Consider the following 24,348-nt stretch of genomic DNA (forward strand, 5'->3'; position numbering starts at 1 on the left):
CCGGTGGCCGTCGGGCACTTGTGGCGAATTGCACGACCGCGGCCGTCGGGCCTGCATCTCGACAGCGCGGCGTGTTCGCGGCAGAGTTTCGCGGTGATAGATGCGGCCGCGCAGCATGCCCGGCGCGAAGCCGAGATGGGTGGCTACATTGCGGCTGAGGCGGCGGAGCCGGTGTTGGCGGCCGGCAAGGCTGCGATTGCCGCGCTCACCGGCATGACTGCCGATGACATGGTGTTCACCACCGGAGCGGCCAGGGCGCTGAACCTGCTGCTGGCCTCCTGGGGCGGCGACAAGACCATCGCGTGTCTGCCGGGTGAATACGGTCCGAATCTTGTTGTCATGCAAGGGAATGGATTCACGGTGCGGCATTTGCCGGTGGATCGTGACGGGCGTCTGGACATCGATGCCGCTGCCGTTGTGTTGCGCGCCGACCCGCCGGCGATGGCACATCTGACAGCGCTCGGCAGCCATCGCGGGGCGGCTCAGCCGCTGGCCGAATTCGTCGGGCTGTGCCGCACACTCGGCATACCGGTGGTGGTCGATGCCGCCCAAGCATTGGGCCATCTGGATTGTGCGGTGACGCCTGACGTTCTCTACGGGACGTCGCGCAAGTGGCTGGCGGGACCTCGCGGAGTGGGAGTACTGGCCATCAGTTCATCTGTGGCACACCGACTTCGCCCGAAATTTCCCTTGCCGGAATGGGGCCAGCCGCTCACGGTGCTGCAGCGGCTCGACCTCGGTGAAACCAATATTGCTGAGCGCGTGGCATTTTCGGTGGCGGTCGCTGAACACTTGGTGATGGGCCCACAGATTGTCCGAGAACAACTGGCTGCAGTGGGCCGCCTCACCCGCAACGCACTTGCGGGCCTGCGAGGGTGGCGGGTGGTCGAGGATGTCGATGAGCCCACGGCCATCACCACGTTGGAGCCAACCGGAGGTGCGGACCCGGCCACGGTGCGTGCCAAGCTGATCGCCAATCACCACATCGTTACCACCGCAGCGGGGATTGAACGGGCGCCGTTCGAGTTGATCACACCGGTGTTGCGGGTCTCGCCGCACATCGATGTCACCGGTGCGGAACTGGAGACTTTCGCCGCCGCGTTGACCGCGGTCTCTGGCTGACCGCAGTCAACTCTTGCGGCGCGCGGCGCTCAGTCTTTGTGCGCCGTGAGCAGATATGCGGGCAGCTTGAGCCGACCTTTCTCATCATGGTCGTGCGGCGGCATCTGGAAAGGTGCATCGGCCGGACGCCCCGAGAAGCTGGCGTGGATGAAGGCCGGGCGGACCTCGTCGATGACCCAGTACTTGCCGACCGCCGCGCGCAGTTCGGCCTCGTCGACCTCATTGGGCTTTTGTTCGGCCTCTTCGGGGAACGCGCCCTTGGCGAACACAAGGACGTAGTAGTTGGCGCCCGGCGCGGCGGCGCGATAGACCGACTGCAGGTAGCCGTCGCGGCCCTCGACGGGCAACGAGTGGAACAGTGTCGAATCGATGATGGTGTTGAAGCGGCCGTCGAACCCGGTGAAGCTTGTGATGTCGTCCTGCACGAAGGTCACATTGGTCAGATTACGTTCAGCTGCAGCCTTTTTCGCCGCAGCCACCGCCGTCGGGGTCAGCTCGATGCCGACCACGGTGTAGCCGTCGGCGGCCAGCGCGAGTGACAGTTCGGCGTATCCGCAGCCGGCGTCGAGCACGTCGCTGCGCACCTTGCCGTCGGCGATCAGCGTGGCCAGTTCGGGCTGCGGTTCACCGATGTTCCACGGCGGTGGACCATCGAACCGGCCTTCCTGTCGGTAAGCGCTGTCCCAGTCGATTACTTCGTTGGAAGAGTCGGTCATGGTTTCCAACGTACGCTCCGGTCAGCGTCTGGTGGCGACCGCGATCTGGGGCGCCAACAATCCGCCGCTCAGGGCCAGATCGACGTCCGCATGGTCGGCCAGCGCCTGAAGCGCCGCCGGGCTGTAAGTGCGCAGGGAACTGATGACGCCGTCGTGGATGAAGGGCACGAACGGTGCCAACGGCAACATGGTGGCGAGCCTGATCAGGTGCACCGGTGACGGCGGCCGGGGCAGATCGATGATGACCAGCTTGTCGGCTGCCCGGGTGCCCTCGGTGAGGACCTGTACCGCTGCTGCCGGCGCCAGGTGGTGAAAGCCCAGTGCGAACACCGCCAGTGCGTACTGGCCGTCGGCGGCATCGATAGCCGTGGCGTCCATCTGACGGACGCTCACCCTAGGGTCGGACCCCAGATCAGATTCTGCGATGGCGGCCACCGAGGCGGGGTTGACGTCGGTGACGGTCAGGTGCGCGGTGGGGTGCATCTCCAGCAGCTTCGCCGACAACCCGCCGTGTCCGGCGCCGAGTTCGAGGATGGCGGGGTCGGGCACGGCCGCCACTTCTTCGAGCGCGATGTGCGCGAATCTCTCGTGATTGCCGAACCATTTGCCGACAAGGTCCAGGACCTGCACCACTCCGCGCTTGATCTCGGGGTCGACATCGTCGCGGTCGAGGTATTCGGGCTCGTCGGTTTGCAGTAGCCGATCCAGACTCGAGGCCCGCGGCCCACCGCGGGGCATGCGGTCGATATCGCTCACCGCACAGCGTCCATCAGGGCTTCGGGCAGTTCGATGTCGGCTACCGCCAGGTTCTCCTCCAGGTGCGCCACCGAGGAGGTGCCGGGGATCAGCAGGACGTTGGGTGCGGCCGCGAGTGTCCAGGCCAGCGCGACCTGGGCTGGCGTTTTGCCGAGTTCTGTTGCCGCCCGCTGGATTTCGGGATGATTGAGCACTGGTCTCTGCGGGTTGAAGGCCGAGCCCAGCGGGAAGTACGGGACGAACGCGATGCCGAATTCGGTGCAGGCGTCCAGCACCGGCTGGGAGGTGCGATCGACCAGGTTGTACCCGTTCTGGACGCACACGATGTCGGTGCGCTCTCGAGCAATGGTGAGGTGCTCGAGGGTGATGCTGCTCAGGCCGATGCCGCCGATCAGCCCTTCGTCGCGGGCGGCGATCAGTGCGGTCAGTTGTCGGTCGAATAGAGCGGGGTCGACGGCGCCGGGCGCGCTCGGGTCATCGTGGGCGCTCATGACACGCAGGTTGACCGCGGCAAGTCGTTCAGTATCAAGGGTTTTCAGGTTTTCTTCGATGTCAGCACGAAGGAGGCCCGGTTCCTGGGCGGGAAGCCAGTTGCCCTGATCGTCGCGGCGGGCACCGACCTTGCTGACCAGCACGAGACCGGCCGGATACGGATGTAGGGCCTCGCGGATCAACTCATTGGCTACGTTCGGCCCGTAGAACTGTGCGGTGTCGATGTGGTTGACGCCGGCGTCGACCGCCCGGTGCAGGACCTCAATGGCTTGGTCGTGATCACGCGGCGGGCCGAATACGCCTGGTCCGGGCAGTTGCATGGCCCCGAACCCGACGCGCTGGACCTGATGGTTGCCGAGGGCGAACGTCGTCATGCGTTCAGGCTAGCCCGCCCGCGATTTCGGCGGGCTTCGCCACGTTGGCCGTGACGAAGCCAGCCGAAGTCTCACTCTTCGCCGAGGATTTGGTAGATCTCGCGGCGCGCGTTGTTGACGATGTCCAGAATGCGTTGCTGCTGTTCGGAGTTCGCGGTGTGCACGGACTGCGCGACCGCACCGAACAGTTGGCCGAGGGCGGCTCGCAGGTTGACTGCGGCGGGATCCACATCCTGGGCGATCTGCTCCCACGGCGGAGTCTCGATCTTGTCGGCGGCGGCGCGGCCTTCGTCGGTCAGCTCGAAAGTCTTTTTACTGCCGTGGCTTTCGGCCGGCACGATTAGACCCTCGTCGACCAGAAGCTGGAGCGTCGGGTAGACCGAGCCCGGGCTCGGCTTCCACAGATTGTCACTGCGGGCGGCGATCTCTTGGGTCATCTCATACCCGTGCATGGGCCGCTCGGTGAGTAGCTTGAGGATTGCGGCGCGGACATCGCCGCGCCGGCCACGGCCGACTGAGCGGCCGCGGCCACCATGTCGACGGCCACGGGGACCGCCGGGGCCGAACGGTCCGGCGCCGAAGCCCGGGCCGAAACCGCCTGGGCCAAAGCCGAATCCTGGGCCGAAACCAAAGCCGCCTTCGCCGCCGTGTTCACGAACGTGTTCGCGGAACTGGTCGCGCATCTCGCGTCGCGCAGCGCGACGCTGTTCGTGGCGGGCACGCCGATCGGCCGGATCGGTAAAGGCGCGAGGATTGGTTGGGTCGAACCCGAACGGGGTAGGGCCAGTGAATGGGCGGCCCGCGAACGGGCCGTCAGGTGGAGTAAATGGGGTGTCCATGTAGTTGGTTCCTTCTATCGCGGGAAGCGTGCTGTGCACTTCCGATACGTTGACGATATATCGAATCATATCGTGATGCAAGAGATGGCCCGATATTGAGGTTGTCTGTGCGAGGCAGCGCAGGTCGCCGCAGCTTCGGATTAGCTGTGAAGCCCACGTGGCGCAACGGCCGCGTCTTAATGTGTTCACCATGGGAGTGAAGTGGCTGGATAACCCGGAAGACCACGACTATGACGCGGCGGCCGACTATCTGACGATGCTGGCCGACGAGGGCAGTGTCACCAAAACGGTGGCCGGACTGCGGACGGCGAAGCCCACGATGCGCAAGGCCAAGGACATCCTGCGGGCGGCGCAGCTGGCCTTGTTGCCCGAGACCAATGCCCATGTGCGCTCGGACCTGAAGAAGGTCAGCGAAGGCAAGTCGCTGTCACCGATCCTGTTGGTGCGCGGTGACGTTCGGGCCGGAGTGGCACTGCAGATCGCCGACGGATATCACAGGGTTTGCGCCAGTTATCTGACCGACGAGAACACCGATATTCCTTGCCGTCTCGCGCCGTGGCAATCCTGATCGCGCAGTGACGGGATTGAGCTTCAATACGCTGGCTCTGCTGGCCGTCATCGGTCTGGCTGGGCCATTGCTGGCAGCTGTGCCCAAGCTGGGTGTACCGGTGATCGTCGGCGAGCTAGCTGCCGGAATTGTTTTCGGCAAGACGGGCTTTGGCATCCTGGACGCCTCCGACGAGACCTTCTCGCTGCTGGCGGACATCGGCTTTGCACTGGTGATGTTCATTGTCGGCACCCACGTGCCGGTACGGGACAAATCGCTGCGGGGCGACCTGCCAAAGGCGGTGTTGCGGGTGCTCATGGTCGGCGCCGCTGCGACGGTGCTGGCGGTATTGATTACGCGAGGCTTCGGTGTCGGGCATGCGCCGCTGTACGCGGTCCTCATGGCATCGTCCTCCGCGGCTCTGGCGCTGCCGGTCATCAACTCCCTCGGGCTCACTGGGCCGGCGGTACTGTCGGTAACCGCTCAGATCGCGATTGCCGATGCGTCATCAATTGTTTTGGTGCCGTTGGTGATCGACCCTGCTCGCGCGCCAAGGGCGGCGGTGGGCGCGTTGGCGATCGCCGGCTGTGCGGCTGTGTTGTTCGTATTGCTGCGCTATTTCCATGGCCGAGGTCTGACCAAGCGGATGCACCGTTACTCGGAGATCAACAACCTCGCGCTGGAACTGCGGATCAGTCTGATCGCATTGTTTGGGCTGGCCGCGGTCGCGAAGTCGACCCATGTCTCGATCATGCTGGCCGGTTTCGCGCTCGGCCTGGTGTTGTCGGCGACAGGCGAGCCCCGAAGGCTGGCACGCCAACTGTTCGGAATTACCGAAGGGTTTTTCGCTCCACTGTTCTTCGTGTGGCTGGGTGCCTCGCTACAGGTGCGTGAGCTGGGTCAGCATCCCGAATTCATCTTGTTGGGTGTGGTTTTGGGGTTGGGGGCCATCGTCGCCCACTGTGTGGGTCGAGTGGTCGGCCAGCCGCTGGTATTCGGGGTGCTGGCATCGGCACAACTCGGGGTTCCGGTCGCCGCCGCCACGCTGGGTACCGAACAGCATCTGCTGGCACCCGGCGAGCCGGCTGCACTGATCCTCGGGGCGCTGCTGACAATCACCGCGACGTCGGTCGCCGGCGAAGTCGCCAAACGACGGCAAGGTGCCACAGCCGCCGCTCCGGCCACGTGAGCTTGTGTGCGAAGCTTTCGCAAAATCTCGCAGACAAGCTCACGTTCGGCGGCCTGCCTATTGCTTCCGGAAGCTGGCAGCCACCACACCGGCAGCGGTCAGCGTCAGCGCCGCCGCGATGACTGCGGTGGGCGCGATACCGGAATCGAATGCGATACGTGCCGATTCGACCACACGGTCCGCGAGTTCGGTCGGCAGCGTCCGGGCCACAGCCATTGCGCCGCCGATGCTTTCCCCGGCGTCGGCGCTCTGGGTAGGTGAGAGCGCCTCGGGCAGGGCGATATTGGCTCGGTAGAACGCGGTGAAGATGGTGCCCAGCGTGGCCGTGCCGACCACTGCGCCCAACTCGTACGCCGACTCCGATACCGCCGATGCCGCTCCGGACTTGGCCGGCGGCACCGACGCGACGATGGCGTCGTTCGAGATCGTCTGGGACACACCGATACCCAGTTCCAGTACGACGAACGACGCGATGATCGCCGCCACGGTCAGATTGTCGTGGAACGCCAGGATCAGCAAGAATCCCGCTGCGACAAGCAACAATCCGGCAATGAGCAGCGTCTGCGGCGCAAACCGCTTGGTCAACCGCACCACGCCGATACCGGCAATCGTCGACGCCACCGCGCCCGGCAGCGTCACCAGGCCGGCTGCCAGCGGGCTCAGGCCCAGCACCAACTGAAGGTGTTGGGATACGAAGAACAGGAACCCGATGAGCCCCACCACCGACAGGAAGTTGGCCAGAATCGATGCGGTGAACGGCCGTAACCGTAACAACTGCATGTCGAGCATCGGTGTAGTGCTTCGATTTTGACGTCGGACGAACCACCAGCCCGACGCCATGCTTGCGGCGACGGCGATCAGCACCACGACGGAGAACCCATCGTGCGCAGCGGTTTTGATCGCCCACACCAGCGGCAGCATCGCGGTAAGCGAGAGCAACACGCTGACGATGTCAACTGGTCCGGGATTGGGGTCACGCGATTCGGGCACCAACTGCGGGGCAAAAGCCAACAGCGGCAGCAGAATCGGGATGGACACCAAGAACACGGAACCCCAAGGGAAGTGCTGCAACAGGGCACCGCCGACGATCGGACCGAGCGCGGAACCGGCGGCCCAGCAGGATGCCCAGATGGCGATGGCGAGCCGACGGGCGGTTGCTTCGGTGAAGATGTTGCGGATCAGCGACAGCGTCGAGGGCATGAGCATGGCACCGAACACGCCGAGTGCTGCACGGGCGGCTATCAGGTAGCCGGCACTGGGCGCGAAGGCTGCGGCAGCCGATACCGCGGCGAAACCCGTTGCACCGATGAGCAACAGCCGACGACGGCCGAAGCGGTCGCCGAGGCTGCCCATGGTCACCAGCAAGGTGGCCAGGACCAGTGAGTAGACGTCGACGATCCACAGCTGAGCGGCGGCCGATGGTCGGAAGGCCTCGGCGATCTTCGGTAGCGCAAAGGCCAGCACCGTGTTGTCGATCGAGATCAGCAACACCGGCAGCATCAATACGGCTAACGCCCACCAACTTCGGGCGGGCGTGCGGTTCGACACCGGAACGGTGACGGTGGACATGGGTACTCCTTTATCTGCCGGAATGGCTGTCCAAGCCAGCATCGGCACGAAATCCTTTATTTCACAATCAAATTCGCATCATCACGGTTAGTCCGGTGTTATCGTCCCCGAGGTCAGGCTGGCCATGATGGCGTCGACGATCTCGACGCGGGGTGCGCTGTTCTTGCGTATCGCCTCGTATCCGGCTTCCAGCAACGCCCAAAACACCAATCGCGGCCAGTCCGAAGGGCTGGATTGGGGACGGGCCGAAACGCGGTTCAGCACTTCGACTATCGCCTCATCCCCGGTGTCCAGAGTGGCGGACAGCTCAGGGTCGGCCTTGATGGTCGGCTCGCTGTAGATGAACGGCACGATGGGCCCGAGGTCCAACTGCGACTCGACGACACGGCGCAACGCATCGAGTGGGGGGCCGCACATTGGCTCGGCTCGATCGATCGCGGCGTTGCTCATCTCGTGCACGTGCAGTGCGAGGGCATGCAGCAATTCGGAGCGCTCGGCGAAGTAGCGGTGCAACGTACTGCGACCCACCTCGGCCGCCACGGCGATCTCGCCGAGTGAAGCAGTGGGGTTTGTGGCGAGCACGGTAGCGGCTGCATCGAGGATCGCCTTGCGGGTGCGTGAGCGCACGCCACTGTCGATCGATTTCAGTTCAGCCATGCAGCTAAAGATAGCACGGAGTATTCAAAATGGGACATCAGTGTCCCATTTTGTTCTCACTTCCGATCGTAGCCGCTGCTCATATAAAAAGGCCCTGACCGGGTAATCCCTGGTCAGGGCCTTCTTCATGCTGTCGGGTGGCGGGATTCGAACCCACGACCTCTTCGTCTCGAATTCCACGACCTGGGCGTTTGTGATTGTGGGCGGTGTGGCTCTGTTGGATACGCGCTGGTCTGTGCGTTGGTGAGGTTGGATGGACTATGGCGAGAATGAAACTGCTGCGGGCCCACTGCGGGCCGACCTCTCGCAGACCTACTCAGAGGCACCGGCTGCCCGGTTGGCGCATCCCGCATCTACAACGGGACGCACGTCGAACCACAATGGCCCGCAGGCGTCTGCGATCAGATCGCGCTGGCGTCGAACTGTAGAAAGTCGTCAATGCCCACCATGTGCATCTCCAGTGCAGCCCAGAACGGTAAAAGTTCAAGCGCCTCGCGTCCAACGCGCCGCGGCTGGGTTATTTGATACCGGCGACCTGCTCGCGTCATCTCGCCGCCGCCTACGGCCAAGAGGTTCAGCACCCACGCCGAACTATGGTCGTACGCCAGCCCGACCACCCACCCGTCGGGCGTGGAGTAGGCCTGCACGGGGGTGTCGTAGCACTGGCCGGTGCGCCGACCTCGGTGGTGCAATACGGCAAAAGGTGGCAGACAGCGCATCAGCGGGACAACGAGCGGATTCAGTGCGCGCGAAACGGCAGCGTTCGGGCGGAGAAATGCCATAACTACCAATCCACCACGAACAAGCCGCCCGTAGCGTCCATTTCACCCACAAGACCACCTCAGATTGCCAAGGGGAATGGCCGGCCCTTCGATAAAAATGGCCCCCGGGGTGCCCCGGCCCGGTGCGCCCCCGGCTCGGGTCGGTGCGCCCCCACCAGGGCTCGAACCTGGGACCTGCGGATTTATGGACCCTAGGTTCTACTGAATCTCGGCACTGCTCAAAAACCCGCTCTACGCTCGCAATTCGAGTGCTGCCTAGTCTCGGTGATACCGCCTAGTTTCCATCGTGTCTCCGTCATACGCGATGGATAAGCGATGAGACTCACGGGACCTGGCCAGAATGTGGTCGCAGTGTGGTCAGTTCAGTCGACAGACGCAGCTCCACACGGGCACACTGATTGACATGATCGCAATGACCGAAAAGTAGATCATCGACGAACTCTATGGCCGACTCGTCGCGTCCTACCAGCAGGTCGAACCGGCCCAAGTCCACCGCATCATCGAAGACGAGTACGCCCGGTTCGAGGGCAGACCAGTTCGCGACTTCGTCCCGTTGTTCGTGGAACGTCACGCCAAGCAAGTGCTCTCTAGCCTCGGCTCCCCACGTCTTCCTGGTCAGGAAACCGTCGCCCGAGCGCTCTGAGCATTCGATCGATCGCACCCAGGTCACCCTCGGCTTTGTGGGTCGCAACACGTGCCTGGCTAATTGAGGTCAGCTCGCCCCCGTTCGTGCACAGTGTCAACCGAAGTGCCTGTACAGCAAGAAGCTCCTCGAGCTCGGATTTCTTCTGCTCGAGGAGGCCGCGATAGTACTCGGCTTGAGCCTTGTCGGCCAGGCTCGCCGGGTCATGTTGCCCCAACATTCCAGCCAAATTAACGTATGCGTCAACGAATGGACAGTCGGGTCACGGTTTGGAGAGGACCGACGCCACCGTCCCTCGGGGGACCGACGGATCGGCGCGGACGATCAGGTCGCCGCATATTTGGCTCCGCCCTCGGGGTTCCAAATCCGGACCGTCCCACCGGCGCGGCGCTGAAAGCCGCGTCCGGTGCTCGAAAACGGCGTCTGCCAGCCGGGGACCTGGGGGGTGCCCGCCGCGCGGGGCTTGCCCGCAGGCTACGGCGCGGCAACGGTGCTCCCGTTGGTTGCGACGCGGAAATGCCCTTGCGGCAGAGCACATTTCTGGGAGCGTGCTGCGCACTAGACTGCCTGCGTGGCCGCGTCCGTGTTTGCAGTGATCGCGGGGTTGGTACTCGTCTACTCCCTGCTGGCCAAGCGCCTGACGACCGCCAACATCACCGGTCCGATGTTCAGCATGACCGCCGGGATTGCGGTGTTCTCCCTGATTGGTCCGGGGATGAACGGTGCGACGTTGCACATCATCGCCGAGCTCACGTTGGTGATTGTGTTGTTCCACGATGCGTCGACCGTGAAACTGGCTCAACTCAGACGGGAACCCGGCATCGCGGTTCGTCTGCTCGTCATCGGTTTTCCGCTGGCGCTCGTGGCGACGTTCTTGCTGACGCGGGAGTTGCTGCCCACCTTAGGGATCGCAGGGGCTTGGCTGTTGGCTGCTGCAGTCACACCGACGGATGCCGGTCTGGGCGCACCCACCATCCTCAACCCCGTGGTCCCTGTCCGGGTCCGCCGCAACTTGAACGTGGAGAGCGGGCTTAACGACGGCCTGGCGACACCTATCGTGCTCCTCGCGCTTTCGGTGTTGGCCGCCAAAGAAGGAGTCACTGAACCGACAATCCTAGAGGTCAGCATCATGCCGGTGGTGGCGGCCCTGATCTGCGCAGTTGGCGTGGGCCTGGCGTCGGCGTGGCTGATGGACCGCTCGCGTAGACGATCCTTGAGCAGTCACCGGGGCCGGGCGATTGCCACGCTGGCCGTGCCGTTGCTGCTTTTCGGTTTGGCCGAGCTGGTCGGCGCGAACGCTTTCATCGCGTCGTTCGTGGGCGGTTTGGTCTTCGGGGCAGCCAGTGTCACCCTCGACGAGGAGCCCGAGACCACCCAGCTGCTGGAGGTTGCGTCGGACCTAATGGGGTTCGTGGTTTGGTTCTTCGCGGGGGCGGTTTTGCTGTTGGTCCTCGAGAACGGCTTCCATTGGCAGTGGCTGGCACTGGCTGTCGCCGCTCTGACCGTGCTGCGTTTAGTCCCGGTCTTCATCGCACTGCTCGGCACGGGTTACAAGTGGCCCACGGTGGCCTTCGTCGGCTGGTTCGGGCCGCGTGGATTGGCAACGATCGTGTTCGGCCTGCTGTCACAGGAAGAACTCGGTAGGGGTTCCCCGGTGATCGGCACCGTGGGCGGCGTGATCATGTTCACCGTGCTACTCAGCGTCTTTGCCCACGGAATCAGCGCCGCACCGTTGGCCACGCGATACGGCCAATGGGTGACAGGCGCGCATCCTCCAATCGAAGGTCACCCCTCAGTGGAGCCGCTGCCTTCACGCGGTCGCGGCGGGCACTGACCCCCGCCGAACTGCGTTGCGATCCGGTCAGCAGGTGGTGACGTCCGGTGGCTTCTATGGGTGGCTGAATAACCGGATCGTGCGTCGTTGCACGAATTCCCCGCTGACCCCTTGTTCACTCACGGGTCAGCGGGGTCGTTGGCTCTTATTTGTGGCTTCCGGTCTTCGCTTTGCTTGTCTTGGCCCCACCGGTGGTCGCACCGGCTGCATTACCGGTCGCCTTGCTTGTTTTGTTGCTTACGGTGGTCGCTTTGTTGCTGCTGGTGGTCGTCGCGGCTGCGCTGACCGTCGCTTTGCTTGTCGTGTTTGTGGACACCGCCGTGGCAACGGTTGTGCCTTGGGTGCTCGTCGGGGCCACCGCAGCCGCTCCACCAATGCGGAAGAAGCTGTTGATCGCGATGCCGGGGTTCACCTTCGTGACGGTTAGACCGTCTTGAAAGACCGTTCCGGCAAGGGCGAACGGACCCGGGCCTGCACTGACGGTATTGCCTACATTGCCGCTGCCCAAGAAGTTGAACGCGGCGCTCAAGGTGCCGCCGGGAACAGCGGTGATCACATTGTTGCCTCCGCCGGTGTTGATAGCGGCCTCCAGAGTGCTGCCTGGCCCACCTGCGGTCAAAGTATTGCCGCTGCTGAACAGGTTAAGGGCAGTCGTCAGGTTGCCACCGTTACCGGCGGACATTGTATTGCCGTCGCCGCCAATGTTCCTCACCGAATTCCAAAACCCGCCTGTGGAAGTGAGCACGTTGCCGGTGCCACCCAAGAGATTGCTGGCCAAACCGCCGGTTCCGCCGATTACATTGACGCTATTGCCGGAGCCGAACCAGTTCCGCGCTAAACCCCCGGAACCGCCTGTCACCGTAACGGTTTCGCCGTTGCCGAGGAGGTTTACGGCCGCGGCGTCGCTGCTGCCGGTTACAGTGACTTTGTTGGTGTCGCCAAAGATGTTTCGAGCAAAACCCCCGGAACCGCCTGTCACCGTAACGGTGTCGCCGGAGCCGAACCAGTTTACGGCGTCGCTGCCGCTGCTGCCGTTTACAGTGACTGTGTTGGTGTCGCCAAAAATGTTGCGAGCAAGGTTGAAAGAGCCGCCCGATGTCGAGAGGGTGATGTGGCTGCCCAGAATATTGGTGGCGCTGTTCAACAGGCTGCCCGTTGTCGTGGCGGTGTTGGAGGTGCCACCCAAGTTGAAGGCCGAGTTCAATATGCCGCCGATTACAGAGACTGTGTTGGCGTCGCCAAAGAGGGTGGTAGCCGCGGCCAGGATAGACGTCGAATCATCGCTGGCGCTGGCGCCGGTACCGACGGCGATGGCCGTGGTCAAGAACCCATCTGCGGTGGCGGTCGCTCCGTTGCCGATAGCGATCGCGATACCGGTCACACTGCTGGTGCAGCCGTTGCCGTTGCCGATTCCGAAGAACGACGCACAGGTCGCGTTCGCCGTCGGGACCGACCCCAATGCGGCGCCTACAAGTAATCCGCTTGTCACGACGCCAACGAGCGCGCCAGTGATCTTGCGGGGTGAATTTGCCGAGTTAATTGCGATCAATTTGTCGCTCCAACCACGAGAAGGAGACCACTGACGACGAAAAAATATATCACAAAGTTGGGCATCGCGGTGGGGATCCGCAGGTATTCGCAGATCGCGTTGGCCAACTCGGAGGTGTCTTTCGCCGTTAGCTCGGTTTGCATTCTGCCCCAGAAGGATTCGATCATCACGTTGTCGTGGCAGTTGCCGATCGACCCCGTCGGCACCGGCCCGGAGCGCTTGGGTCCATGAAAGCCCAGCAGGTGAATTCACCTTGCACGCTGTGGTCGGAGTGACTGCATGCCGCCGGCCTGCAGATCACGGTTGGCGGTGGCTATGCCCAGGGCGTTGCTGAGCAGGGCGGCTGACCGTCTCGTTGGCGATCAGCGGTAACGCGAATCCGAAAGCGGTGCAGACAATGTTGGGGCACCAGTCGGCTGTGTTGACGATGGATACCTACGCCGACCTATTCCCAGATGACCTGGAGCTCGTTGGAGCGGCACCGGACAAGGCGCGCGAAGCCGCCCTCCGAACTACAGCGGACCAGCTGCGGACCGGCACAGAAAAAGGCCCCGACCAGAATCACCGGTCAGGGCCTCTTAGCTGCGTTAACGCGGTCGGGGTGGCGGGATTCGAACCCACGACCTCTTCGTCCCGAACGAAGCGCGCTACCAAGCTGCGCCACACCCCGCGTGAAGCCACGACAGCGTATCGCACTAGGGCGGTCAGAAGCCAAACGGCCCTCACCGGGTGAGGTAGCCGCTGGTGGAGGCGGGTAGCGGCATATATCACGGCAGATATCGGGATGTATTTAAGCGCGCCGTGCGTTGAATCAAGCAACTGTCGGAAAAACTGGATGCCACGAAAGCGAGGATGGACATGACCAGTTTGGGAGCGGTGCTCTACTACGGGTTCTTTGGCCTGGCTGCGCTGTGGTTGTTCGTCACGTCGGATTACCGCCCGAACTGGGCCGGTCTGATCCATCGTCCGGAGCGTTCGAACTCTGCCAGCGTCGCGGCCGCCTCCGGCGAGTCCAGCCCGCGGCTGCTGACCCACGCGTCGTCGAAATAGGTGTCCGCATAGCGGTCGCCGCTGTCGGCGAGCAGCGTGACCACCGAACCACTACGCCCCGCAGCGACCATCTCGGCCAGTAACTGAAACGCGCCCCACAGATTGGTGCCGGTCGACGGCCCCACCCGGCGCCCCAGAACCGTGCCGACGTGACGTGCCGCGGCCACCGAGGCGGCATCGGGCACCGACACCATGGCATCCACGACGCCCGGCAGGAATGACGGTTCCACCCGCGGCCGGCCGATGCCTTCGATTCGAGACGACGCGCCCGTGAACACCTCGCGGTCACCCTGGAGCCACGATGGGTAGAACGCCGAATTCTCTGGATCCACCACGCACAGCCGCGTGGCATGGCGCCGATAGCGGATGAAACGTCCGATGGTCGCGCTGGTGCCACCGGTGCCGGCGCCCACCACGATCCACTCGGGAACCGGATGCGCCTCGTCGCGCATCTGCGCGTAGATGGACTCCGCGATGTTGTTGTTGCCGCGCCAGTCGGTGGCCCGCTCAGCGTTGGTGAACTGGTCCAGATAGTGTCCGCCGGTCTGCTGCGCCAGCCGTTCGGCCTCGTCGTACACCTGCGCTGACTCGTCGACGAAATGGCAACGGCCGCCTTGAGATTCGATCAACTCGATCTTGGCTGGGCTGGTCGAAGCCGGCATCACGGCAATGAACTCCAGGCCCAGCAGCGCCGCGAAATAAGCCTCCGACACTGCTGTGGATCCCGAGGAGGCCTCGATGACCGTGGTGCTCTCGCCGATCAAGCCATTGCATAAGCCGTACAGGAACAGCGACCGCGCCAGCCGGTGTTTGAGGCTGCCGGTGATGTGGGTGCTTTCGTCCTTCAGGTACAGCTGCAAGTCGACGGAGGAACTCCACGCGGCCGGCAGCGGGTACCGCAGCAGGTGGGTGTCGGCGCTACGCCGGGCGTCGGCCTCGATCAACCGGACGGCTTTGTCGACCCAGTGCCGGTCGGTGCCGCGTGCCGAGATCCCGGAATTCACCGCGCCGAGATAGCCGGCAGTGTCACATCCGCGGTGATCCCGGCCCGGCCACCGCCGGTCGGGGCGGCCACCAGAGTCAGCAGCGTCGCTTCCGGTCGGCAGCAGAAGCGCACCGGCGCGTACGGCGATGTGCCGATGCCTGCAGACACGTGCAGCTGCGTGTGCGACCCCCACCGAGACGGACCCTTGACCCGCGACGTGTCGATGTCGCAGTTGGTCACCAGGGCGCCGTAGAACGGAACGCACAGCTGCCCGCCGTGGGTGTGCCCGGCCAGCACCAGCTGATAACCGTCTTCGGCGAACCGGTCCAGCACCCGCGTGTAGGGCGCGTGGGTCACGCCCAGGCTGAGATTGGCCGCGGGGTTCGGCCGCCCGGCGATGGTGTCGTAGCGGTCGCGGTTCAGGTGCGGGTCATCGACACCGGCCACCGCAATCAGCTGACCGTTCACCTCGATCTCGCGGCGGGTATGCGTCATGTCCAGCCAGCCGCGCTCGGTGAATGCTGCGCGCAGGTCCTGCCAGGGCAACGGTTCGCCGGTGATCCGGTGTGAAGGCTTGAACAGGTAGTTGGCCGGGTTCTTCGGCTTCGGGCCGAAGTAGTCGTTGCTACCGAACACAAACAGGCCCGGCACTGCGAGCAAGTCTCCGAGGGCCTGCACGACGGCCGGCACCGCCTTTGGGTGAGACAGGTTGTCGCCGGTGTTGACCACCAGGTCGGGGTCCCAGGAGCCCAGCTCGCGCAGCCAGGCCTGCTTGCGGTGCTGCCGCGGCATCATGTGCAGATCGGATAGGTGCAGCACCCGCAGCGGCGACGAGCCAGGCGACAGCACCGGCATGGTTACCTCGCGAACCACAAATGCGTTGCGCTCGATCAGTGACGCGTAGGCGATGCCTGTCGCCAATGATCCGCCGATGGTGATGGCCGCATTACGCACGATCGCAGACATGAACGCAGCCTACTTGCTTGCTGGCGCTGATGACCTGTTCTCGCTGGTCATCGTTACAAAGACCACACAGCTGTTTACCGTTATGGCGGCGGCGGGCCGAGCACCGGCACCGTGATCGGTGGCAGGCCAGGAATCTCCACAACCGTCGATCCCACTTGAGGCGGTGGTCCGCCGTCCAGGCCAGGTATCGGAAGCGAGATCGGAGGCGGTGGTGGTGGCGCCGGTGGGATGCCGTTACTGACCTGGATCGTGATGATCGAACCAGGGATGGTCGAGCCCGACGGACTGGTCCCGATCACCTGCCCTGACAGTGCGGAACTGTTAACCCAGGAAGGCTGCGGGGACAGCTGGAACCCGGCCTCCTTGATTCGGTTCTGGGCCAAGTCCAGGTCCATACCGTTGACATCGGGCACCTTGGAACCGGGCCCGCCGTCGACGTACTGCGGATCGGTGGGCGGTAGTACCACATTCGGCGGCGTGAACTGCTTCATGGCGGTGAACCACGTCTGCGCTGGCTCCTTGCCGCCGTACAGGTCACCCTTGCCGCATTGGCGCAGTGGGAACGAGCAGATGTCTGACGGCGTCGCCGAATCGTCGTAGATGTAGTTAGCAGCGGCGTACGCATTGGTGAAGCCGACGAATGCCGAGGACCGGTAGGCCTCGGTGGTACCGGTCTTTCCGGAAACCGGGAAGTTCCACCCCACCGAGTGGGCCGAACCAGCCGCGGTACCGCTGATGGCGTCCTTACCCATGGCGTTGGCCAGGGTGTTGGCCAGCCCCTCGGGCACCACCTGCTCGCAGGTCTGGGTCGTTACCGAAACCTCGTTGCCGCGCCGGTCGTAAATCTTGTCGATCGGGTTGGGCGGGCACCATTTGCCGCCGGACGCCAGCGTCGCTGCCACGTTGGACAGCTCCAGGGCGTTGACCTGGATCGGGCCGAGGGTGAACGAGCCAATGTTCTGCCGCTTGACGAAGTCGGCCAGGCTCTCGTTGTTGTTCGGGTCATACGCCCGGGCTGTGCCCGGTTCGGCATACGAACGCAGGCCCAGCTTGACCGCCATGTCGACCACGCGCCCTACGCCGATCTGCGAGATGAGTTTGGCGAACGCCGTGTTGGGTGAGCTAGCCAGGGCCTGGGTGACGTTCATGGAGCCCGCGTATTTGCCGACGTTCTCCACACACCAGGTGTCCTTCGGGCAACCTTTCGCACCGCCGCTACCCAGCCCCTTGGCCTCGAACCGGTACGGCACGGTCAAGGTTGCGTTGATGCCCATACCCATGTCCATCGCAGCCGCGGTGGTGAACAGCTTGAAAATGGACCCAGCACCGTCACCGACGAGGGAAAAGGGTTGCGCCTGCATGGTCTCTTTGGCATCGGAGTTAAGGCCGTAGGTGCGGTTGCTGGCCATGGCGACCACCGCGTGGTTGTCCTTGCCCGGCCTGATCACACTCATGACGCTGGCGATGCCGTCGATGGTGGGCGAGGCGATGCCATTGATCGACGACTTGACGGTGTTCTGGATGTCGGGGTCCAGGTTGGTGCGGATCAGGTAACCGCCCTTGGCCACCTGGTCCTTGCTGATCCCGGCACGGGCCAGATACTCCAGCGCATAGTCGCAGAAGAACGCCCGATCACCGGCTGCGATGCAGCCGCGCGCCAACTGGTTTGGCTGGGGCAGCACTCCGAGCGGCTGCTCCTTGGCCGCACGCAACGCGTCGGCCTCCTGCGGGACGTTCTCGATCATCGTGTCGAGCACCAGGTTCCGACGGGCCAGAGCGCCCTCAGGATTGGTGTATGGATCGAGCCCGGATGTGGACTGCACCATGCCCGCCAGTAGCGCGGCCTGCTGCCAGTTGAGCTGGGAGGCATTGATGCCGAAATAGGTCTGGGCCGCATCTTGGATGCCGAACGCGCCGTTACCGAACGACACCAGATTCAGATAGCGGGTCAGGATTTCAGATTTGGTGAACGTCTTGTCTAGGGTCAGCGCCATCCGGATCTCGCGCAGCTTGCGGGCCGGAGTGGTCTCGATGGCGGCGCGACGGTCGGCGTCGGTCTGGGCGATCACCAGCAGTTGGTAGTTCTTGACGTACTGCTGTTCCAGCGTCGAACCGCCGCGAGTGTCAGGAGCGCCGGACATATAGCCTGACAAGCCGGTCAGCGTGCCTTTCCAGTCGACACCGTTGTGCTCGGCGAACCGCTTGTCCTCAATCGAGACGATGGCGAGCTTCATGGTGTTGGCGATCTGGTCGCTGGGCACCTCGAACCGACGCTGGCTGTATAGCCAGGCGATCGGGTTGCCTTTGATGTCGACCATGGTCGACACCGCCGGTGCGTCACCTTCGACCAGTTGGGCCGAGCCGTTAGCCACCACGTCTGACGCCCGATTGGACATCAGGCCGATGCCGCCCACGACGGGAAACATCATGGCAGCGAGCACGACACTGGCCAGTAGACAGCACCAAGCCAGCTTCACGACGGTGACCGCGGTCGGAGGACCAGTCTGCGGACGGCTCTGCGGTCGCTCGGACATGGGTAACAGAGTAGCCACACTGCCCGGGAACTCCCCGCACACCGGTCGCATACCACGTAGCCAGCGGATGCATGGCGCTACGACACGGCGCAAAATTGACGGCTGGACGCTCGTCCCAAAAAAGCGGCCGTCAACCATTGCGCAGATGGCCCCTGACCACCTAACTTGGACACACAATGCGACCTAGGTAACACTATGGAGCGCAATGTGGCATAAATCGCATCAGCGATCCGTGCCGTGGCTGGGCCGTCGTGAGACGGTGTGACGAAGGGATCGCTGGTGGCAGATACTCGGCCAGTAGTTAGCAGGACAATCGCTAGCCCTACCGTTGACGGTGTAGTCCAGGTAGTCCAGCCAGAGGCCGAGGCCAGAATCGCCTGGGTGTCGCAGGCCCGCTGCAGGCAGGCCGATCCCGATGAGCTGTTCGTCCGCGGCGCCGCCCAGCGCAAGGCAGCCGTTATCTGCCGGCATTGCCCGGTGATCCTCGAATGCGGCGCAGACGCTCTGGATAACCGCGTCGAATTCGGTGTGTGGGGCGGCATGACTGAGCGTCAGCGCCGAGCTTTGCTCAAGCAGCACCCCGAGGTGGTGTCTTGGGCGGAGTTCTTCGCCACTCAGCGCAAGCATCGCAGCGCGGTTTAATTCGGTACTGGCGCTGCGTAATTCAGCGGGGCGCGACCGCGTCGGTTTGTGCCGCCGCATTCTGAGGTGAGTGCGGTCTTTCAGTCAGGTGTCCGACCATGCCCGAAAAGGGCGACGCCCGACTTTCGTGTTGCGATCGCGCTAAGCCGTGAACCGCGTCAGGCTTTGGCGTCCCCGGTGATCTGATCGGCGATGGCGCGCAACGCATCCAGGTCTGAGACGTCGAACGGCAGTGACGGCACGCCGACCAAAGCAACATGTGGATTGGCCCCAGTGAAACGGGACAGCAGCCGTACCTCACGCTTGGACACCACGGTGCGGTCGGCATGAATGCGCAACGCAGCTGCGGTCAGTGCATCGGATTCATCGGCGCCGTCCAGGGAGTCGGCCGCCTCGCTAGCGATATCGTGGCTCAAGTCGCACAGCATCGGATGGGTGCGGTTCAGGATCAGGCCGGCCAGCGGCATCTTCTCCTGTGACAACCGGTCCACGAAAAACGACGCCTCCCGCAGGGCATCGGGTTCGGCGGCCGAGACGACCACGAACCGCGTGCCTGGGCGCTTCAGCAATTCGTAAGTGCGCTCGGCCTTTTCCCGGAATCCACCGAACGTCGCATCCAGGGATTGCACGAAACTGGCTGCGTCGGAAAGCATTTGGGAGCCCAGTACCGTTGAGAGTGCCTTCATGGCCAGGCCCATGGCGCCGGTCACCAGCCGGCCCAATCCGCGACCCGGCGCCAGCAGGAGCCGCCACAGTCGGCTATCCATGAAGTTGCCCAAGCGTTTTGGCGCGTCGAGGAAGTCCAACGCGTTGCGTGACGGCGGGGTATCGACGACCACCAGATCCCACTTGTCCTGGGACAGCAGCTGGCCTAGTTTCTCCATCGCCATGTACTCCTGCGTGCCCGACAATGAGGTGGCGACGGTTTGGTAGAACTGGTTCTCCAGAATCGCGTCGGCGCGGTCCGGACCCGAATACTGCGTCACCATCTCATCGAAGGTGCGCCGCATGTCGAGCATCATGGCGTGCAGTTCGCCGGGTACCTCGGGCGCCAGCGGGACCCGCTGCGGGGTGTTGCCAAGGTCTTTGATGCCCAGTGCCTGTGCGAGTCGCTTGGCCGGGTCAATGGTCAGCACGACGACGGTACGCCCGTACTCGGCGGCCCGCAGCGCCATTGCGGCGGCGGTGGTGGTCTTGCCGACTCCGCCTGCGCCGCAACACACGACGACGCGGGTCTCCGGATCCGACAGGACCGCGTGCATGTCGAGCGGCGGGGGCTTGCTGATCACTTCTTTACCCCTTGCTCTTCCAGGGCTTCGGCGAGTTCGTACAGGCTGCCCAGGTCGACGCCCTCGGGCAGGGCCGGAAGCTCCAGCTGCGGGACGTTGATCGCCTCGAGCTGGTCGGCGCTTTCGGCGCGTGCGTTCATGCGGGTCGCATGCTGGATGGTTTCCGTCAGCAGCCCGGCAAAGTCGTCGTCGGACAACGTGATTCCGGCTTCGGTGAGCCCGGCGCGGATGGCATCGGCATCGATGTCGCCCTCCGCCGCCTTGGCGAGGTCCTCATCGGACAGGTAGGCCGGGATGTTGCGGTTGATGATCACGCTGCCGATGGGCAGTCCCAGCCCGCGCAGTTCGTCGATGGCCTCCAGGGTCTCCTGCACCGGCAGCGCCTCCAACAGGGTCACCAGATGGATGGCAGTCAGTTCCGAATGGAGCAGCTTGACCACGCCGTCGGCCTGCGAGTGCACGGGGCCACCCTTGGCTAGTTCGGACACGGCCTTGGTGACATCGAGGAATCGGGAGATCCGACCGGTCGGCGGAGCGTCCACCACCACCGCGTCGTACACGCGTTGGTTGCCCTTGAGGCCCTTCCCGCCCTTCTCGTTGCGCGTCACGATCTCTTTGATCTTGCCGGTCAGCAACACGTCGCGCAGGCCAGGGGCAATGGTGGTGGCGAATTCGACGGCACCGATCTTGTGCATGGCGCGGCCGGCGATGCCGAGGTTGTAGAACATGTCCAGGTATTCCAGGAACGCTGCTTCGGTATCAACGGCCAGCGCATTGACCTGTCCGCCACCTTCAGCGGTGGCGACTTTGACCTCGTCGTACGGCAGCGGCGGCACGTCGAATAGCTGAGCGATGCCCTGCCGCCCCTCCACCTCGACCAGCAACACGCTGCGACCATCTGAGGCCATGGCAAGGGCCAGCGCGGCGGCGATGGTCGTCTTGCCGGTTCCGCCTTTACCGGTGACGAAATGCAGACGTGCCTTGTTCAGGCGCGCCGGCCAGCCGAGGTGCGCATGGCCGGTGGATTCGGTTGTCACCCCAGCATGTTAACCATGGGATAGTTGGCGGCCGATAAGCTCGGTGCCATGAGCGAACCGATCCGGTGGGAATACGCCACCGTCCCGTTGCTGATCCACGCCACCAAGCAGATCCTCGATCAATGGGGTCAGGACGGCTGGGAGCTGGTGTCGGTGCTGGCGAACCCGAGCGGTGAGCAGCACGTCGCGTACCTGAAGCGGCCGAAGTGAGCGCGGGGAACTGGTCGCAACGGTTGGCCGAACTCGGTCTGGAACTGCCGGAAGTTGTTGCGCCACTGGCGGCCTACGTGCCGGCCGTGCGGAGCGGCAACCTGGTGTACACCGCGGGCCAACTGCCGATGCAGTCCGGCAAGCTGCCCCGCGACGGCAAGGTCGGCGCAGAGGTGACCGCTGACGAGGGCAAGGCACTTGCGCGAGTATGCGCCCTGAACGCCTTGGCTGCCGTGCACTCTCTGGTCGGTATCGACTCGGTGGTGCGAGTGGTCAAGGTGGTCGGGTTCGTCGCTTCGGCGCCTGGATTCAACGGCCAACCGGGTGTCGTCAACGGGGCTTCGGAGTTGCTCCGTGAGGTATTCGGTGAGGCCGGTGCGCATGCGCGCTCGGCGGTCGGGGTGTCCGAGTTGCCGTTGAATGCGCCGGTTGAGGTGGAGTTGATCGTCGAGGTCGCGTGAGCGACGGTCAGGCGGAGGTCGCGTGAGCGACGGTCAGGCGGAGGTCGCGTGAGCGACGGTCAGGCAGAGGTCGCGTGAGCGACGGTCAGGCGGAGGTCGCGTGACCCATCCCGCATATGGCGAACTGCGCCCGGTGACTGAGTCGGCGTCGGTGCTGCTGTGCGACAACCCCGGCATCATGACGCTGGACGGCACCAACACCTGGGTGCTGCACGGCTCCGGCTCGGATGAGATGGTGATCGTCGACCCTGGGCCGGACGATGCCGCCCATCTCGAGCGCGTCGCCGCGCTGGGCAAGATTCAGCTGGTGCTGATCAGTCACAAGCACGACGACCACACCGGTGGCATAGACAAGCTGGTCGACCTGACCGGAGCGGTGGTGCGGTCGGTGGGCAGTGGCTTCTTGAGAGGGCTCGGCGGTCCACTGAGCGACGGCGAGGTGATCGATGCCGCCGGCCTGCGAATCAAAGTTCTTGCTACGCCGGGGCATACCGCGGATTCGTTGTCGTTCCTGATTGATGACGGCGACGGTGGCGGTGCTGTGTTGACCGCGGACACCGTGCTCGGCCGCGGCACCACCGTCATCGACAGCGAGGACGGCAGCCTGCGTGAGTACCTGGAATCGCTGCGTCGACTGCAGGGTCTGGGGCCGCGCACCGTGCTGCCCGGCCACGGGCCCGACCTGCCCGACCTGGTTGAGGTGACCACCATGTATCTGGCCCATCGCGAAGAGCGGCTGGACCAGGTGCGCGACGCTCTACGGACGCTAGGCGAGGACGCAACCGCACGGCAGGTCGTCGAGCATGTCTATACCGACGTCGACCAGAAGCTGTGGGACGCAGCCGAGAAATCGGTGACGGCCCAACTGGACTACTTGCGGCGCTGACCGCCAGAGACGCCGAAACTGCATTCCTGCAGGAGAAGTCCGAGTACGGACCTGCCGGAATGCAGTTTCGGCGAAAGCTAGCCGAGAACTAGCGGGCGCGCCTCGCGAGGCGCTCGCTGTCGCTGATCAGCACGCTCTTGCCCTCGAGCCGGATCCAGCCCCGGTGGGCGAAGTCGGCCAATGCCTTGTTCACCGTTTCGCGGGAGGCACCGACCAGCTGGGCGATCTCTTCTTGCGTGAGATCGTGCGTCACCCGCAGCGCGCCGCCTTCCTGGGTGCCGAAGCGCTGGGCCAGCTGCAGCAGCTGCTTGGCTACGCGGCCGGGCACGTCGGTGAAGATCAGGTCAGCCAGGTTGTTGTTGGTGCGACGCAGGCGGCGGGCCAGAACCCGCAGCAGCTGCTCGGCGATCTCCGGTCGATCGGCGATCCAGGCACGCAGCGCCTCGCGATCCATCGACACGGCGCGCACCTCAGTGATGGTGGTGGCGCTGGACGTCCGCGGGCCCGGGTCGAAGATCGACAGCTCGCCGAACATGTCCGACGGTCCCATGATCGTCAGCAGGTTCTCGCGGCCATCCGGTGAACGGCGACCGATCTTCACCTTGCCGGTGATGATGATGTACAGGCGGTCACCGGGCTCGCCCTCGGCGAACACGGTATGTCCGCGCGGGAAATCGACCGGTTGTAGCTGCTTGGTCAGTGCGGATACCGCGGTGGGCTCTACACCCTGGAAGATTCCGGCCCTCGCCAGGATCTCGTCCACGTTGCTCCCTAATGCTGATGAGTGATATGACACGCGCGCAGGCCAACCAGTGAACTGGTTAACGAAGTCAGTCTAGTAGTAAGCCGCATCGCAACATGCCAACGCTACACACGATTTGCATGCCGGGTCTGCCGAAACTGCGGATTGGCTCCCGAGTGCGTCCCCGAGTGCGCGTACATCGGGCTGGGCAGTTCGGGTTCGCTGAATGCTCCTAATGGGTTGTTCCGCAGCGGGGATGCTGTGGGCAGAGCCCGCGGAGCGTCAATTCGCGATGTCACCCTGTGCGGCAGCGTGTCGGCATCGGAGGTGGTCAGGGCACATGCGGCCTTGACCTTCTCTACGAATGCCTTCACATCGGCGGCAGTGTAGGTGTCCTTCGAGGTGTCCAACATCGACTCAAGGCGGCCCAACCCGAAGGTTGCCAGCATTAGCAACCCGGGGATGCACACAACGAGC

At 64.0% G+C, this 24,348-nt stretch carries 23 protein-coding genes and 1 tRNA gene; 8 read left to right on the forward strand and 16 right to left on the reverse strand.

What is annotated here, in order from left to right; all coding sequences use genetic code 11:
* Positions 1 to 3 precede the first annotated feature (3 nt).
* On the forward strand, positions 4 to 1,122 hold the full coding sequence (gene egtE, locus M2432_RS06020; RefSeq protein ID WP_280825861.1) for an ergothioneine biosynthesis PLP-dependent enzyme EgtE: 1,119 nt from the start codon (positions 4 to 6) through the stop codon (positions 1,120 to 1,122).
* Between the two features lie 29 nt (positions 1,123 to 1,151).
* Here the strand turns inward: egtE and M2432_RS06025 are convergent, their stop codons facing one another.
* The 4 genes from M2432_RS06025 to M2432_RS06040 all read right to left on the reverse strand — a co-directional run bounded on the left by M2432_RS06025 (position 1,152) and on the right by M2432_RS06040 (position 4,299).
* Complete coding sequence (locus M2432_RS06025; RefSeq protein WP_280825862.1) at positions 1,152 to 1,838, reverse strand: class I SAM-dependent methyltransferase; 687 nt, start codon at positions 1,836 to 1,838, stop codon at positions 1,152 to 1,154.
* 21 nt (positions 1,839 to 1,859) lie between these two features.
* The gene (locus M2432_RS06030; RefSeq protein WP_280826161.1) at positions 1,860 to 2,576 is read right to left on the reverse strand and encodes a class I SAM-dependent methyltransferase; all 717 of its coding nucleotides are present in this window, start codon (positions 2,574 to 2,576) and stop codon (positions 1,860 to 1,862) included.
* A gap of 14 nt (positions 2,577 to 2,590) precedes the next feature.
* Positions 2,591 to 3,460 carry an oxidoreductase gene (locus M2432_RS06035; protein ID WP_280825863.1) on the reverse strand — a complete coding sequence of 290 codons (870 nt, stop codon included), beginning with the start codon at positions 3,458 to 3,460 and terminating at the stop codon, positions 2,591 to 2,593.
* A 71-nt stretch (positions 3,461 to 3,531) separates the two neighbouring features.
* Positions 3,532 to 4,299 (reverse strand): PadR family transcriptional regulator, encoded by a 768-nt coding sequence (locus M2432_RS06040; protein ID WP_280825864.1) that lies wholly within the window; start codon positions 4,297 to 4,299, stop codon positions 3,532 to 3,534.
* A 190-nt stretch (positions 4,300 to 4,489) separates the two neighbouring features.
* Between M2432_RS06040 and M2432_RS06045 the strand changes: the two genes are divergently transcribed.
* Together M2432_RS06045 and M2432_RS06050 are read left to right on the forward strand one after the other, a co-directional pair.
* A complete protein-coding gene (locus tag M2432_RS06045) occupies positions 4,490 to 4,867 on the forward strand; it encodes a hypothetical protein (RefSeq protein WP_280825865.1) in 378 nt (125 codons plus the stop codon).
* Positions 4,868 to 4,874: 7 nt separating this feature from the next.
* Entirely contained in the window at positions 4,875 to 6,035 is a 1,161-nt protein-coding gene (locus tag M2432_RS06050; RefSeq protein WP_280825866.1) for a cation:proton antiporter, read from the forward strand.
* Between the two features lie 57 nt (positions 6,036 to 6,092).
* Here M2432_RS06050 and lfrA read toward each other — a convergent pair whose 3' ends face one another.
* The 3 genes from lfrA to M2432_RS06065 all read right to left on the reverse strand — a co-directional run bounded on the left by lfrA (position 6,093) and on the right by M2432_RS06065 (position 9,043).
* The gene (gene lfrA, locus M2432_RS06055; RefSeq protein WP_280825867.1) at positions 6,093 to 7,604 is read right to left on the reverse strand and encodes an efflux MFS transporter LfrA; all 1,512 of its coding nucleotides are present in this window, start codon (positions 7,602 to 7,604) and stop codon (positions 6,093 to 6,095) included.
* A gap of 87 nt (positions 7,605 to 7,691) precedes the next feature.
* Positions 7,692 to 8,261 carry a TetR/AcrR family transcriptional regulator gene (locus tag M2432_RS06060; RefSeq protein ID WP_280825868.1) on the reverse strand — a complete coding sequence of 190 codons (570 nt, stop codon included), beginning with the start codon at positions 8,259 to 8,261 and terminating at the stop codon, positions 7,692 to 7,694.
* 401 nt (positions 8,262 to 8,662) lie between these two features.
* Positions 8,663 to 9,043: a nitroreductase family deazaflavin-dependent oxidoreductase gene (locus tag M2432_RS06065; protein ID WP_280825869.1), complete on the reverse strand. Its 381-nt coding sequence runs from the start codon at positions 9,041 to 9,043 to the stop codon at positions 8,663 to 8,665.
* 1,214 nt (positions 9,044 to 10,257) lie between these two features.
* On the opposite strand from M2432_RS06065, the gene M2432_RS06070 reads away from it, so the two are divergent.
* Complete coding sequence (locus M2432_RS06070) at positions 10,258 to 11,520, forward strand: cation:proton antiporter (protein ID WP_280825870.1); 1,263 nt, start codon at positions 10,258 to 10,260, stop codon at positions 11,518 to 11,520.
* A 145-nt stretch (positions 11,521 to 11,665) separates the two neighbouring features.
* Here the strand turns inward: M2432_RS06070 and M2432_RS06075 are convergent, their stop codons facing one another.
* From M2432_RS06075 to ponA2, 5 genes are all read right to left on the reverse strand, one after another.
* Positions 11,666 to 13,069 (reverse strand): hypothetical protein, encoded by a 1,404-nt coding sequence (locus M2432_RS06075; RefSeq protein ID WP_280825871.1) that lies wholly within the window; start codon positions 13,067 to 13,069, stop codon positions 11,666 to 11,668.
* Positions 13,070 to 13,665: 596 nt separating this feature from the next.
* A tRNA-Pro gene (locus tag M2432_RS06080) sits at positions 13,666 to 13,739 on the reverse strand.
* 262 nt (positions 13,740 to 14,001) lie between these two features.
* Positions 14,002 to 15,123 carry a PLP-dependent cysteine synthase family protein gene (locus M2432_RS06085; RefSeq protein ID WP_280825872.1) on the reverse strand — a complete coding sequence of 374 codons (1,122 nt, stop codon included), beginning with the start codon at positions 15,121 to 15,123 and terminating at the stop codon, positions 14,002 to 14,004.
* Positions 15,120 to 16,070, reverse strand: coding sequence for a metallophosphoesterase (locus M2432_RS06090; protein WP_280825873.1), 951 nt, complete (start codon positions 16,068 to 16,070; stop codon positions 15,120 to 15,122). Before M2432_RS06090 ends, M2432_RS06085 begins: the two co-directional genes overlap by 4 nt.
* Positions 16,071 to 16,150: 80 nt before the next feature.
* The gene (ponA2, locus tag M2432_RS06095; RefSeq protein ID WP_280825874.1) at positions 16,151 to 18,604 is read right to left on the reverse strand and encodes a transglycosylase/D,D-transpeptidase PonA2; all 2,454 of its coding nucleotides are present in this window, start codon (positions 18,602 to 18,604) and stop codon (positions 16,151 to 16,153) included.
* A 312-nt stretch (positions 18,605 to 18,916) separates the two neighbouring features.
* On the opposite strand from ponA2, the gene M2432_RS06100 reads away from it, so the two are divergent.
* Positions 18,917 to 19,246 carry a WhiB family transcriptional regulator gene (locus M2432_RS06100; protein ID WP_280826162.1) on the forward strand — a complete coding sequence of 110 codons (330 nt, stop codon included), beginning with the start codon at positions 18,917 to 18,919 and terminating at the stop codon, positions 19,244 to 19,246.
* A 158-nt stretch (positions 19,247 to 19,404) separates the two neighbouring features.
* On the opposite strand, the gene M2432_RS06105 is transcribed toward M2432_RS06100, so the two are convergent.
* Positions 19,405 to 20,508, reverse strand: a complete 1,104-nt coding sequence (locus M2432_RS06105) for an ArsA family ATPase (protein ID WP_280826163.1) — start codon at positions 20,506 to 20,508, stop codon at positions 19,405 to 19,407.
* A gap of 23 nt (positions 20,509 to 20,531) precedes the next feature.
* Positions 20,532 to 21,572: an ArsA-related P-loop ATPase gene (locus M2432_RS06110; protein WP_280825875.1), complete on the reverse strand. Its 1,041-nt coding sequence runs from the start codon at positions 21,570 to 21,572 to the stop codon at positions 20,532 to 20,534.
* Positions 21,573 to 21,620: 48 nt separating this feature from the next.
* Here M2432_RS06110 and M2432_RS06115 point away from each other — a divergent pair, with 48 nt between their 5' ends.
* From M2432_RS06115 to M2432_RS06125, 3 genes are all read left to right on the forward strand, one after another.
* On the forward strand, positions 21,621 to 21,782 hold the full coding sequence (locus M2432_RS06115; protein WP_280825876.1) for a DUF4177 domain-containing protein: 162 nt from the start codon (positions 21,621 to 21,623) through the stop codon (positions 21,780 to 21,782).
* The gene (locus tag M2432_RS06120; protein WP_280825877.1) at positions 21,779 to 22,243 is read left to right on the forward strand and encodes a RidA family protein; all 465 of its coding nucleotides are present in this window, start codon (positions 21,779 to 21,781) and stop codon (positions 22,241 to 22,243) included. The genes M2432_RS06115 and M2432_RS06120 overlap by 4 nt, the downstream gene beginning before the upstream one ends.
* A gap of 100 nt (positions 22,244 to 22,343) precedes the next feature.
* Positions 22,344 to 23,129 carry an MBL fold metallo-hydrolase gene (locus M2432_RS06125; RefSeq protein ID WP_280825878.1) on the forward strand — a complete coding sequence of 262 codons (786 nt, stop codon included), beginning with the start codon at positions 22,344 to 22,346 and terminating at the stop codon, positions 23,127 to 23,129.
* Between the two features lie 88 nt (positions 23,130 to 23,217).
* Here the strand turns inward: M2432_RS06125 and crp are convergent, their stop codons facing one another.
* Both crp and M2432_RS06135 read right to left on the reverse strand, forming a co-directional pair.
* The gene (crp, locus tag M2432_RS06130) at positions 23,218 to 23,892 is read right to left on the reverse strand and encodes a cAMP-activated global transcriptional regulator CRP (protein WP_280825879.1); all 675 of its coding nucleotides are present in this window, start codon (positions 23,890 to 23,892) and stop codon (positions 23,218 to 23,220) included.
* Positions 23,893 to 23,996: 104 nt separating this feature from the next.
* Positions 23,997 to 24,320, reverse strand: a complete 324-nt coding sequence (locus M2432_RS06135) for a hypothetical protein (protein WP_280825880.1) — start codon at positions 24,318 to 24,320, stop codon at positions 23,997 to 23,999.
* Positions 24,321 to 24,348 lie beyond the last annotated feature (28 nt).

The organism is Mycobacterium sp. OTB74 (assembly GCF_029892685.1).
In the GTDB taxonomy this organism is placed as follows: domain Bacteria; phylum Actinomycetota; class Actinomycetes; order Mycobacteriales; family Mycobacteriaceae; genus Mycobacterium.

What these genes read in the sequence shown, in the direction of transcription:
- M2432_RS06025 (WP_280825862.1), bottom strand. Translation starts at nt 1,838, where the DNA reads ATGACCGACTCTTCCAACGAAGTAATCGACTGGGACAGCGCTTACCGA.
- M2432_RS06030 (WP_280826161.1), bottom strand. Translation starts at nt 2,576, where the DNA reads ATGCCCCGCGGTGGGCCGCGGGCCTCGAGTCTGGATCGGCTACTGCAA.
- M2432_RS06035 (WP_280825863.1), bottom strand. Translation starts at nt 3,460, where the DNA reads ATGACGACGTTCGCCCTCGGCAACCATCAGGTCCAGCGCGTCGGGTTC.
- M2432_RS06040 (WP_280825864.1), bottom strand. Translation starts at nt 4,299, where the DNA reads ATGGACACCCCATTTACTCCACCTGACGGCCCGTTCGCGGGCCGCCCA.
- M2432_RS06045 (WP_280825865.1), top strand. Translation starts at nt 4,490, where the DNA reads ATGGGAGTGAAGTGGCTGGATAACCCGGAAGACCACGACTATGACGCG.
- lfrA (WP_280825867.1), bottom strand. Translation starts at nt 7,604, where the DNA reads ATGTCCACCGTCACCGTTCCGGTGTCGAACCGCACGCCCGCCCGAAGT.
- M2432_RS06060 (WP_280825868.1), bottom strand. Translation starts at nt 8,261, where the DNA reads ATGGCTGAACTGAAATCGATCGACAGTGGCGTGCGCTCACGCACCCGC.
- M2432_RS06065 (WP_280825869.1), bottom strand. Translation starts at nt 9,043, where the DNA reads ATGGCATTTCTCCGCCCGAACGCTGCCGTTTCGCGCGCACTGAATCCG.
- M2432_RS06090 (WP_280825873.1), bottom strand. Translation starts at nt 16,070, where the DNA reads ATGTCTGCGATCGTGCGTAATGCGGCCATCACCATCGGCGGATCATTG.
- ponA2 (WP_280825874.1), bottom strand. Translation starts at nt 18,604, where the DNA reads ATGTCCGAGCGACCGCAGAGCCGTCCGCAGACTGGTCCTCCGACCGCG.
- M2432_RS06105 (WP_280826163.1), bottom strand. Translation starts at nt 20,508, where the DNA reads ATGCACGCGGTCCTGTCGGATCCGGAGACCCGCGTCGTCGTGTGTTGC.
- M2432_RS06115 (WP_280825876.1), top strand. Translation starts at nt 21,621, where the DNA reads ATGAGCGAACCGATCCGGTGGGAATACGCCACCGTCCCGTTGCTGATC.
- M2432_RS06135 (WP_280825880.1), bottom strand. Translation starts at nt 24,320, where the DNA reads ATGCTGGCAACCTTCGGGTTGGGCCGCCTTGAGTCGATGTTGGACACC.